At 44.1% G+C, this 11552-nt stretch carries 10 protein-coding genes; 7 read left to right on the forward strand and 3 right to left on the reverse strand.

Features of this window, described 5'->3' with window-relative positions:
* Positions 1-8: 8 nt before the first annotated feature.
* Together Xenpb_RS00105 and Xenpb_RS00110 are read right to left on the reverse strand one after the other, a co-directional pair.
* Positions 9-758 carry an FCD domain-containing protein gene (locus Xenpb_RS00105; RefSeq protein ID WP_187652542.1) on the reverse strand — a complete coding sequence of 250 codons (750 nt, stop codon included), beginning with the start codon at positions 756-758 and terminating at the stop codon, positions 9-11.
* A 120-nt stretch (positions 759-878) separates the two neighbouring features.
* Entirely contained in the window at positions 879-1871 is a 993-nt protein-coding gene (locus Xenpb_RS00110) for a TRAP transporter substrate-binding protein (RefSeq protein WP_187652543.1), read from the reverse strand.
* A gap of 264 nt (positions 1872-2135) precedes the next feature.
* Between Xenpb_RS00110 and Xenpb_RS00115 the strand changes: the two genes are divergently transcribed.
* The 7 genes from Xenpb_RS00115 to Xenpb_RS00145 all read left to right on the forward strand — a co-directional run bounded on the left by Xenpb_RS00115 (position 2136) and on the right by Xenpb_RS00145 (position 9777).
* The gene (locus Xenpb_RS00115) at positions 2136-2642 is read left to right on the forward strand and encodes a TRAP transporter small permease (protein ID WP_187652544.1); all 507 of its coding nucleotides are present in this window, start codon (positions 2136-2138) and stop codon (positions 2640-2642) included.
* Positions 2643-2666: 24 nt separating this feature from the next.
* Entirely contained in the window at positions 2667-3965 is a 1299-nt protein-coding gene (locus Xenpb_RS00120) for a TRAP transporter large permease (RefSeq protein WP_187652545.1), read from the forward strand.
* A 14-nt stretch (positions 3966-3979) separates the two neighbouring features.
* Positions 3980-5164, forward strand: a complete 1185-nt coding sequence (gene uxuA, locus Xenpb_RS00125; RefSeq protein ID WP_187652546.1) for a mannonate dehydratase — start codon at positions 3980-3982, stop codon at positions 5162-5164.
* A 68-nt stretch (positions 5165-5232) separates the two neighbouring features.
* Positions 5233-6708 carry a fructuronate reductase gene (locus Xenpb_RS00130; RefSeq protein ID WP_187652547.1) on the forward strand — a complete coding sequence of 492 codons (1476 nt, stop codon included), beginning with the start codon at positions 5233-5235 and terminating at the stop codon, positions 6706-6708.
* A gap of 17 nt (positions 6709-6725) precedes the next feature.
* Positions 6726-8165: a glucuronate isomerase gene (gene uxaC / locus Xenpb_RS00135; RefSeq protein ID WP_187652825.1), complete on the forward strand. Its 1440-nt coding sequence runs from the start codon at positions 6726-6728 to the stop codon at positions 8163-8165.
* 3 nt (positions 8166-8168) lie between these two features.
* On the forward strand, positions 8169-9179 hold the full coding sequence (locus Xenpb_RS00140) for a sugar kinase (protein WP_222942826.1): 1011 nt from the start codon (positions 8169-8171) through the stop codon (positions 9177-9179).
* Complete coding sequence (locus Xenpb_RS00145; RefSeq protein WP_187652548.1) at positions 9145-9777, forward strand: bifunctional 4-hydroxy-2-oxoglutarate aldolase/2-dehydro-3-deoxy-phosphogluconate aldolase; 633 nt, start codon at positions 9145-9147, stop codon at positions 9775-9777. Before Xenpb_RS00140 ends, Xenpb_RS00145 begins: the two co-directional genes overlap by 35 nt.
* Positions 9778-9900: 123 nt before the next feature.
* Here the strand turns inward: Xenpb_RS00145 and Xenpb_RS00150 are convergent, their stop codons facing one another.
* Complete coding sequence (locus Xenpb_RS00150; protein WP_187652549.1) at positions 9901-11547, reverse strand: type I restriction-modification system subunit M; 1647 nt, start codon at positions 11545-11547, stop codon at positions 9901-9903.
* Positions 11548-11552: the final 5 nt, after the last annotated feature.

Consider the following 11552-nt stretch of genomic DNA (forward strand, 5'->3'; position numbering starts at 1 on the left):
TCAAAAACTCACTTCCCAATCCCCACCGGATAAGACTCAAACAAATACCCATCAAAATTAGGGTCATCCACATCTGATAGTTCAAGCAAACTCTGTTTCACATTTTCTAAATGTTGCCACATCGTTTGCTTCGCCGCTGCGGGATCTTTTTTGATCATAGCCGCTAAAATAGCCTGATGATCACTCAACCACGCTTTACGATAGTCGGTATTGGTAATCCGGCTATGTAACTTCACCCACATAGGATTATTCTCACGCCACGCCCAAGACTGCTTAAGCAATTCGACTAACATACTGTTATGCGTTGCCTGCGCGATGGCTAGATGAAACTCTCTATCACCGGATTCACTTTCTCCCGAAATCAGATCATTTTTCTCTTTTTCCAATGCGTTGCGCATATTGGCAATATCGACCGGAGTCACCTGGAGTGCCGCAAACTCAGCGATATTACTTTCCAATAATTGGCGCGCTTGTAATAACTCAAAAGGCCCTGCGGCATTGATAGTCGTATCGCTTGAATCAGAGCATGGCAGGCGGGTGAGATAAATACCTGAGCTTTTGCGTACTTCAATGAGGTTTTCCAATTCCAGTACAATTAACGCTTCACGAATAAGAGTGCGCGAAACGCCGAATTTTTCTGCAATTTCACGTTCTGTCGGTAGACGATCACCGGGATAATAATCCATATCTACAATCATCTGACGTAATGATTGGGCTACTTCATGATAGGGGCGCTTGGAGTCTGCAAAGTTCATCATTTAATGCCGCCGTAAGATAATATACTTAAATGAAACGACTAAAAATGATGTTATTCTAAGGCATCGATGCCAGAAATATAACCACCTATTCTTGTTACAATAGGTGGTTTTGAGAGAAAATTATTCTATTTTACGCACTCGATTTACCATTTCGAATAATTCCGGTTGGGTTTTAGCAATATCGTCATACATGGGTTTAACTGCGTCTTGAAAGAGGGTTTTATCCACGACAACAAACTCAACGCCTTGTTTTTCTGCTTTAGCACGCTCTTCCTTTTCTGATTTTTCCCAAAGTTGAATCATGTATTTTGAGGAGTTCAGAGCCGCTTTTTTCACAATCTCTTGCTGCTCAGTGGTTAATTTATTCAATGAATTGTTCGAGATTAACAGGACATCAGGGATCATCGTATGTTCATCCAGCGAAAAGAATTTTGTCACTTCACCATGGCGGCTTAGCGTAAAAGAAGTAATGTTGTTTTCAGCCGCGTCCACAACGCCCTGTTGCAATGCGGTATAGAGTTCACCATAAGCTAATGGCGTTGGGTTTCCTTCCAATCCTTTCACCATCGCAATTGCCGTTGGACTGGGTTGTACGCGAATTTTCAAGCTTTTTAGATCTTCTGGCGTTCTAATCGGTTTTTTCGCATAAAAACTGCGGGCGCCCGCATCATAATAAGTGAGACCAATAAATCCCATGTTTTGGCTTGAACTGAGGATTTCTTTACCGATATCGCTATTGATGACTTGTTGATAGTGCCCTTTATCGCGGAATAAATAGGGCAGGTTAAAAATGGAATAAGCCGGGGAGAAGGCTTCTAATTCTGCCGCATTGGATTTAGCAATATCCAGGGCACCGTTCTGCATCAATTCGATGGATTCACGTTGGTTGCCCAATTGAGAATCAGAGTAGATGCGAATACGGACTTCCCCGTTGGTTTTTTCTTTCACTTCGTCAGCAAACTGGGTCATGGCTTTATGAACAGCATGGTCTCGGTTCTGGTTATGGCTGAGTTTTAACGTTGTCACGGCGAAAGCCTGAGATGTTCCCAACATAAACATTACGCCTGCTGCTATGCCGACTATACCTAAAACCTGTCGTTTGTTGTTCCGCATGTTTGGTTCTCCAGAGATGAGTGTAGGTTTTTGTTATTTTCTTCTGCGGACAAACCATAATCAGATCTCACTTATTGGGCAAAGGGTAAAATCCAATTGGTCGATCTGAATCGCAAAAAACGGCATTATTGGTTGACCTTTTGAGTTTGTGATCTATCTCACCCTCTTTCAACTACTTATTTCAATGTTTTTAGTACGATCAGTATAGATTCTGATGTCTGTGTGGACTTTAATTGGTAAACCAAAATGACAGGAATCGGATAAATGAAAAACCTTGTAACGATGACCAATAAAAGTTTGGCATTTTTTACCATCTGCCTGCTGGTCTTTCTGGTTTTATGTGTGTCGTGGCAGGTAATTTCGCGCTATGTCTTAGATGCACCAAGCATTGAGACTGATGAATTAGCGCGTTATCTGTTTATGTGGATCGCAATGATTGGCGCTGCATATACAACCGGGCAACATCGTCACCTTGCTATCGATCTGTTGATGATGAAATTAACAGGAGTAAAGAAAAGTATTGTCGGTCTGATTATTCAGGCAGTAATTATTTCATTTTCTTCCATTGTGCTGCTTTATGGTGGCAGCCTTCTTGTTTCATCGACACTGGAAAATGGTCAAATCACACCTGTATTAGGTTGGAAGATGGGATACATCTATTTATGTTTGCCTATCAGCGGAATATTGATGATTTTCTATGCGCTCGTTGATGTGATCTCGATTCTTCAGCATTTTTCTGGTCAACCACCAGTTGTGTCTGAGAGTCATTAATTTGTGGAGATAAGGGGTTAGAGTATGGATTGGTATGTCATTGCCGCACTCTTTGGCACATTTGTAATATTACTGGTATTGAGTGTCCCTATTTCTTTTGCAATCGGCTTCTCTTCATTAGTTGCTATTACGATGACATTGCCGTTGGGATCTGCGATCACGGTTGTTGCACAACGTATGGCTGCGGGAGTAGATAACTTCTCTTTATTGGCGATCCCGTTCTTTATCCTGGCAGGAAATATTATGAACCAAGGCGGGATTGCTACGCGTTTGATCAATCTGGCTAAAGTGATTGGCGGCCGTTTGCCGGGATCATTAATGCACGTCAATATTATGGCGAACATGCTTTTCGGGGCAATTTCAGGCTCGGCAGTGGCATCTGCTGCTGCGGTCGGGGGGACAATGGCGCCGATGCAGAGAAAAGAAGGATACGATCCTGAGTTGTCTGCTGCTGTGAATATCGCTTCTTGTCCTTCTGGTTTACTGATCCCACCTAGCAATACCTTGATTGTGTACTCGTTGGTTTCGGGGGGGACATCTGTTGCTGCCTTGTTCTTAGCGGGTTATATCCCTGGCATTATTATGGGGATTTCACTCATGATTGTGTCTGCCATTATTGCCAAGAGGAAGCGCTATCCTGTTGCACCTCGGCCAACATGGAGCGAATTTTTTGATACAGCGTGGAAAGCAATACCGTCATTAATGCTCATTGTGGTGATTATGGGCGGAATTATTGCGGGGATCTTCACGGCGACAGAAGCTTCAGCCATTGCCGTTCTCTACAGTTTTATTCTCGCAGTAGTGATTTATCGTGAAGTGAATTTCAAACAACTGCCCAAAATTATTCTTGATTCTGCCGTTACTACATCGATTGTTTTACTGTTGATTGGCGTATCAATGGGCATGTCCTGGGCGATGGCCAATGCTGATCTGCCATATTTGATTGCGGATGCGTTGATGGCGGTTTCTGATAATCCACTGACCATCCTGCTGGTCATTAATATCATCCTGCTGATAGTGGGGATCTTTATGGATATGACACCTGCCATTTTGATCTTCACGCCTATTTTCTTACCCGTTGCGATGAGCATGGGTATCGATCCTGTTCATTTTGGCATCATCATGACGTTTAATCTGGCAATTGGGATTTGTACACCTCCCGTAGGCAGCGCTTTATTTGTGGGTTGCTCTGTGGGGGATGTGAGTATTGATAAGGTATTGAAGCCACTGTTACCAATGTATATCGCGCTGATCTCGGCGCTGGCACTGGTGACATATCTGCCGCAATTGAGTTTATGGTTACCTGAATTAGTCTTGAATTAGTTATAGGGGGAATTATGAAACAAACTTGGCGTTGGTATGGGCCTGAAGATCCCGTTTCATTAGCGGATATCCGTCAGGCAGGAGCAACAGGAATTGTGACGGCGTTGCACCATATTCCCAATGGCGGAATCTGGCCTATCGAAGAGATAGAACAGCGTAAGGCGCTGATTGAAGATAATCAACTTGAGTGGACAGTTGTAGAAAGCGTTCCCGTTCATGAAGATATCAAAACGCATACCGGGGAGTACGAACGATGGATCGAAAACTATCAACAAACCTTACGTAACCTCGCTGCCTGCGGGATTAAAACAATATGCTACAACTTCATGCCTGTTCTGGATTGGACTCGCACTGATCTCGAATATGAATTACCTGATGGCTCAAAAGCGCTGCGTTTTGATCAAATCGAATTTGCTGTCTTTGATATCCACATCTTGCAACGCCGTGGTGCAGAAAAAGCGTATTCCGATGCTGAAATTGTGCAGGCACAATCACGCTTCGCCTCAATGACCGAAGAAGAAAAACAAAAACTGACAAGCACGATCATCGCTGGTCTCCCCGGTGCAGAGGAAGGTTATACCTTAGAACAATTTCGCCAACACCTAACACGTTATACAGGGATTGATAAGGCCAAGTTGCGTGAGCACTTTGCTTATTTTCTGAAAAAGATCATTCCGGTTGCGGAAGAAATCGGTATCAAAATGGCCGTTCATCCTGATGATCCCCCGCGTGAGATCTTAGGCTTGCCACACATTGTTTCTACCATAGAGGATATGCGTTGGATAGCCGAAACGATAGACAGCAATGCCAATGGCTATACGATGTGCACCGGATCTTATGGCGTGCGCGCGGATAATGATTTGGTGCAGATGATCAAATCATTTGGCTCCCGTATCTATTTCCTCCATTTGCGCTCAACCCTACGGGAAGAAAACCCCTCCACGTTCCACGAAGCGGCACATCTTGCCGGTGATGTGGATATGTATGAAGTGATCAAAGCGGTCGCAGAAGAAGAACATCGCCGATTGGTAGCGGGTGAAAATCACCTGATTCCAATGCGGCCTGATCATGGTCATCAAATACTTGATGATTTAAAAAAGAAAACGAACCCCGGCTATTCAGCAATTGGCCGCCTGAAAGGGCTGGCTGAAATTCGTGGCCTTGAGTTGGGTATTCATCGTGCATTTTTCCCAAAATAATTTCTGGCCTTGAACCCTACAGGGGAGTGAATGAATGTCACTCATTGCCACTTATTTGTGAGTCGATTATGAAAAAAAATCTTGTCAGTGCGATAACGTCTGTCCAATACCCTCGCTGGACAACCGAACGTTTGACTTCCCGTATGGTGCATTTAGGCTGCGGTGCGTTTCATCGGGCGCATCAGGCACTTTATACGCATCATGTATTAGAACAAACAGACAGTGATTGGGGATTTTGTGAAGTTAATCTGATGCTAAACGATACTTCACTGATTGAAAATCTGAAAAAACAGTCCATGCGCTATCACGTTGCAGAGAAAGGGGGAGAGGAGGTCACATTAAAAATTATTGGTTCGATGAAAGAAGGGATGCACCCATTAATTGATGGTGTTCAGGCAATTATTGAAAAAATGGCGCATCCGGATGTCGCCATCATCTCTTTGACCATCACCGAAAAAGGCTATTGTACCGATGCCGCGACAGGGCATTTAGACACCAATAATGAATTGATTATTAAAGATATTGCCAATCCTACTGTGCCAAGATCAGCCATCGGGTACATTACTGCGGCATTAAAATTGCGTTTTGAACGAAGCCTACCTGCGGTGACGATTTTGTCGTGCGATAACGTTCGGGAAAATGGGCATGTTGCCCGTGAAGCCGTATTGGGTCTGGCGCGTTTGCAGGACGAAAAATTGGCACAATGGATAGAAAACCAAGTGACATTTCCCTGTACGATGGTGGATCGTATTGTGCCGGCAGCCACACCAGAAACGTTAACTGAAATTGCCCAACATCTGGGCGTTGAAGATCCTTGTGCTATTGCCTGCGAACCTTTTCGTCAATGGGTGATTGAAGATAACTTTGTCAATGGGCGTCCAGATTGGGATCTGGCCGGTGCGCAATTTGTGGACGATGTGGTGCCATTTGAAATGATGAAATTGCGCATGTTAAATGGCGCTCATTCATTTCTGGCCTACCTGGGCTATTTAGGCGGTTATGCGCATATTTCCGATACGATGACAAATGCTGATTATCGTCAGGCAGTGTACGCACTGATGCTGAATGAACAAGCCCCAACCCTATCGATGCCAGAAGATACCGACTTAGTCGCTTATGCGGATAACCTGATCGAACGGTTCGCTAATCCAGCGTTAAAACATCAGACATGGCAAATTGCGATGGATGGCAGCCAGAAATTGCCACAACGTATGCTTGATTCCATTGAATGGCACCTTGTGCAGGGAAGTGATTATCGTCATTTAGCGCTCGGTGTGGCGGGTTGGATGCGTTATATCAGTGGCGTGGATGAACAAGGCCAACCCATTGATGTGCGTGATCCATTAAAAGCGGCTTTTGCGGCGATTTTTGCCAAATATGGTCATTCTGTTGCTGTGGCGGAAGAGGTGGTGAAAGAGCTACTGGCAATTGAATCGATCTTTGGTAAGGAATTGGTAAAAAACCGTGACTTTGTCGATAACGTAACCAAGGCTTACCAGAACCTACTGAATGTTGGCGCACGCCAAGCGGTTGCGACTCTTTAGGCCATGAGGAAAACATGATGAAAACCTTTATGTGTGAAGATTTCCTGTTAAATAATGACGTTGCCCGCAGCCTTTATCATGATTATGCGGCGTTGATGCCTATTTATGATTATCACTGTCATCTCAATCCAAAAGAGATTGCGCAAAACCGCCGTTTTCATAACCTTGGTCAAATCTGGTTGGAGGGCGATCATTATAAATGGCGGGCGATGCGTGCGGCAGGGATTGAAGAGGCGCTGATTACCGGCACTGAAAGCAGTGATTATGAAAAATACCTCGCATGGGCGAAAACGGTTCCTCTGACGATCGGCAATCCGCTTTATCACTGGACACATCTGGAATTGCGACGCCCATTTGGCATTAGCGGAAAATTATTTGGGCCTGACACCGCAGAGGCTCTCTGGCACGAGGCGAACGAGAGACTCTCTCAGCCTGAATTTTCTGCCCGTGGCATTATGCAGCAAATGCAGGTACGAATGGTTGGAACAACGGATGATCCCATTGATTCTCTCGAATATCATCAACAGATTGCCAAAGATAAAGACTTTACCATCAAAGTATTACCAAGCTGGCGTCCAGACAACGTCTTCAAAATTGAGTTGCCGGGTTTTTGTGACTATCTTGAACGATTAGGAGAAGTTGCAGATGTCTCTATCGGGTGTTTTGCTGATTTATTGCAGGCGTTAGAGCGTCGCCTTAAACACTTTCAGGATCACGGCTGTGTGGCATCGGATCATGGAATTGAACAGTTGCGTTATGCGCCAATCCCTGACGAAAAAGTGTTAGACATCATTTTGCAAAAGCGCAGACAAGGGCAATTACTCAGCGAATTAGAAATAGCACAATTCACGACAGCGGTGCTGGTTTGGTTAGGGAAGCAGTACGCGACACGCGGCTGGGTCATGCAAATACATATTGGCGCTTTGCGCAATAACAACACGCGTATGTTTAATCTGTTAGGGTCGGACAGCGGCTTTGATTCCATTGGGGATAATCCTATCGCTTACCCATTATCACGCTTGCTGGATGAGATGGATAAAACAGACGAATTACCGAAAACCATTCTCTATTGCTTAAACCCCCGCGATAATGAAGTGATCGCGACCATGATTGGCAATTTTCAGGGCGGGATCCTTGCACAAGATGGGAAAAGTATCGGGGGAAAAATCCAATTTGGATCGGGCTGGTGGTTTAACGATCAAAAAGATGGCATGCAGCGCCAATTAGAACAACTCTCTCAGTTAGGCTTATTAAGCCAGTTTGTCGGTATGCTGACAGATTCACGCAGTTTTTTATCTTACACCCGACATGAATATTTTCGTCGCATTCTCTGCAATATATTGGGGAATTGGGTCGAAAATGGCGAAATTCCCCATGATGAAAAAATGTTGGGACAGATAGTTCAAGATATCTGCTTCAATAATGCTGAACGTTATTTTCAGGTCGTGAAGGATTAAAGGATGCAGATGCGGAAAATTGCCCTGATTGGCGAATGTATGATTGAGCTAAATGGCATCCCATTTGGTGCCATGACACAAAGCTATGGCGGTGATGTGCTGAACAGTGCGGTCTATCTGGCTCGCGCTGGAGGCGATATGCTTGATGTCCATTTCGTCACGGCAATGGGAACGGATCCCTTGAGTGAAGGCATGATCTCACGCTGGCAGCAAGAGGGCATTAATACTTCGTTAGTGTTACGTGATAGCGCACATCAGCCCGGTTTATACCTGATCCAACTCAATGAAAAAGGTGAACGCACGTTTCTTTACTGGCGCAATAACTCGGCGGCGCGTTATCTCTTGCAGCATTCTGATTACCCCATATTGCGCCAGCAATTGCAGAACATGGATGTGCTCTGTCTCAGCGGGATCAGTTTGGCTATTTTGCCTGAAAATGATCGCCAATTGCTGCTCATTGATTTGAAACAGTTATCTTCTGAAGGGAAAGTGATTTTCTTTGACAGTAATTATCGTCCGGCCTTATGGGGAAATAAAACGCAAGCCCGTGAGTGTTATCAGCAAATGTATGCCATCACGGATATTGCATTAGTCACTGACGATGATGAAGCGCGTCTCTGGGGAGATACTTCAACTGAGGAAAGTTTTCATCGCCTGAAAAGAATGGGGGTTAAACAAGCCATTATCAAAGCGGGTAAACGGGGCTGTTTTTATCGTGACTTAAGCGGTTGCAATGCCACACAACATATTAAGACTCAACCTGTTACACCTGTCGTTGATACCACTTCGGCAGGTGATGCTTTTAATGCGGGTTTTATCGCGGGGCTGTTAAATGGGAAATCTGTTCATGATTCAGCATTAATGGGGCATCAGCTCGCAGGGGTTGTGATCCAGCATAAAGGGGCGATTATCCCGCAGGCTGCGACACAAGGGGTTACCGCACGTTTTTTTAATTCGAACGAAATCGGAGGGAATAAAAATGCAAGAGATGATGATACGTCTGCGTCAGATTAAAATCGTGCCTGTGATAGCCATTGAAGAGGCCAGAGATATCATTCCTCTTGGTCACGCATTAGCAGACAACGGCCTGCCTGTGGCTGAAATCACATTTCGTACCAAGAGCGCCGCCGAAGCGATTAGCCTGCTGAAAGCTGAGCGGCCAGATATGCTAATCGGTGCAGGTACCGTGCTTCATCGTGAACACGCTCGTCAGGCAAAAGTAGCAGGGGCAGAATTTGTCGTCTCACCGGGACTTAACCCAAACACCGTACAAGCGTGCCAGCAAATCGGCATCCCTATCATTCCCGGCGTAAATAACGCCAGCACGATCGAACAAGCGCTGGAATTAGGCATCGATTTTGTCAAATTCTTCCCTGCTGAACCATCGGGTGGAATTACGATGATTAAAGCATTACTTGCACCGTACCCACAGTTACAAGTTATGCCAACAGGTGGGATCAGTGTTAAGAACATTCACGATTATCTTGCTATTCCACAAATTGTTGCATGTGGTGGCTCCTGGATGGTCAGCCCACAGTTGATTCGAGATAAGGAGTGGAAGAAGGTTGGTGAATTGGTGAGGGAGGCGGTGGAGTTGGTAGGCTTGCTGTGATGGAGTTATGTGTTGCTCCAACAAACCCAAACTCTACACATTGTGTATGCCCCCAAAAAAATAAACCGCCACAGAATGTCATTATTCAAAAATATAGAGATATCAGCGGCGGTTTAATTAGAGTCAGAATATTGGTGGTAAACCAAGTTCTTTTAAGAATTGATTATGTGTTTCTGTTGCCTTAGCAGCCTTTTTTTCCAATTCGGTTAATTCTGCATGTACGGCTAGCAAATCAATTTTTTCTTCTGGTTTGGCAGTACTTACGTAGCGAGAAATATTCAAGTTGTAATCGTTTTTCTCAATTTCATCCATTGATACACGGCGGGAATAACGATCTTCTTCCTCGCGGAACCGGTATGTTTCGACAATTTTATCGATGTGCTCTGGTAGTAAGCGGTTTTGGCGTTTACCTTTTTCAAAGTATTCACTGGCATTGATGAATAATACATCATCTGGTTTTTTGCACTTTTTCAGCACGAGAATACAAACCGGAATACCAGTTGAGAAAAATAAGTTGGCTGGTAAACCTATTACCGTGTCGATATTGCCATCTTTTAACAGCTTGGTACGGATGCGTTCTTCAGCCCCTCCACGGAACAATACGCCATGAGGTAGAATAATAGCCATGGTGCCTTCATCACTTAGAAAGTGAAATCCATGCAGTAGGAAAGCAAAATCTGCCGCGGATTTAGGAGCCAGACCGTAATTTTTAAAACGGAAGTTTTTGCCAAGTTCCTCTTTTGGTTCCCAGCGATAGCTGAAGGGAGGATTCGCTACTATAGCATCGAATTCCAGCTTTTTGGCAGGGTTCATTTCATTCAGAATATCCCAATCGTTCAGTAGTGAATCGCCATGGAAAATTTCAAATTCTGAATCTTTCACGCCATGTAGCAGCATATTCATGCGAGCTAAGTTGTAGGTAGTAATATTTTTCTCTTGCCCGTAAATTCTGCCAATACCATGTGGGCCGAGTTGTTTACGCACGTTCAGTAGTAAGGAACCAGAGCCACAGGCGAAATCCAGTACTTTGTTGAGTTTTTTTTTGGGGCCGGTAGCTGGTTTTTGGCTGTCGAGAGTAACGATCTTGGATATTATCGTTGACAATGGTTGTGGAGTATAAAATTCACCCGCTTTTTTACCACTATTTGCAGCAAATTCACCAATTAAGTATTCATAGGCATCACCCAAGATATCACTATCAGTAGAAAATTGAGCAATACCTTTAGCAATTGCGGAAATAACTGCACAAAGTTTATCATTACGGGTAGTGTAATCTTTACCCAGTTTGTCGGAGCTAAGGTTAATCTCTGAGAAGAGTCCTTTAAACGTACTTTCAAAGGATTGATTTTCAATATACTTAAAGCCATCCCCTAAAGTATCTAATAAATCATTATGTTGAGTTCTTGCTAATTCGGCAATGTTGCTCCATAGGTATTGAGGTTCGATAACATAATGCACTTTGCGGCGCATTTGCTTTTCAAATTCATTGATATCCTTAGGATTATTTTCATACCAAATATCTAAAGGCGTTCTTCTTTTCTTCTTAAGTGCTTGTTCATCATCAGATGTGAGCACGGCATCAGGTGGAAGTTCAGGATAATCAGCTCCTAACTCTTTTTTAGCCGCTGTTTCATAGTTATCTGACAAATAACGTAAGAAAAGAAACGATAACATATAGTCACGAAAGTCATCGGCATTCATGGCACCACGTAATTTATCTGCGATATCCCAGAGTGTTTTACCTAGTCTATTGAGTTCTTGTTGAGTCATGGTTG

Source organism: Xenorhabdus sp. PB62.4 (assembly GCF_014467285.1).
Classification (GTDB): Bacteria; Pseudomonadota; Gammaproteobacteria; order Enterobacterales; family Enterobacteriaceae; genus Xenorhabdus.

Coding starts and splice junctions, on each gene's coding strand:
- Xenpb_RS00150 (WP_187652549.1), bottom strand. CDS start 11,547: ATGACTCAACAAGAACTCAATAGACTAGGTAAAACACTCTGGGATATC.
- Xenpb_RS00110 (WP_187652543.1), bottom strand. CDS start 1,871: ATGCGGAACAACAAACGACAGGTTTTAGGTATAGTCGGCATAGCAGCA.
- Xenpb_RS00105 (WP_187652542.1), bottom strand. CDS start 758: ATGATGAACTTTGCAGACTCCAAGCGCCCCTATCATGAAGTAGCCCAA.
- uxuA (WP_187652546.1), top strand. CDS start 3,980: ATGAAACAAACTTGGCGTTGGTATGGGCCTGAAGATCCCGTTTCATTA.
- Xenpb_RS00120 (WP_187652545.1), top strand. CDS start 2,667: ATGGATTGGTATGTCATTGCCGCACTCTTTGGCACATTTGTAATATTA.
- uxaC (WP_187652825.1), top strand. CDS start 6,726: ATGAAAACCTTTATGTGTGAAGATTTCCTGTTAAATAATGACGTTGCC.
- Xenpb_RS00145 (WP_187652548.1), top strand. CDS start 9,145: ATGCAAGAGATGATGATACGTCTGCGTCAGATTAAAATCGTGCCTGTG.
- Xenpb_RS00140 (WP_222942826.1), top strand. CDS start 8,169: ATGCAGATGCGGAAAATTGCCCTGATTGGCGAATGTATGATTGAGCTA.
- Xenpb_RS00115 (WP_187652544.1), top strand. CDS start 2,136: ATGAAAAACCTTGTAACGATGACCAATAAAAGTTTGGCATTTTTTACC.
- Xenpb_RS00130 (WP_187652547.1), top strand. CDS start 5,233: ATGAAAAAAAATCTTGTCAGTGCGATAACGTCTGTCCAATACCCTCGC.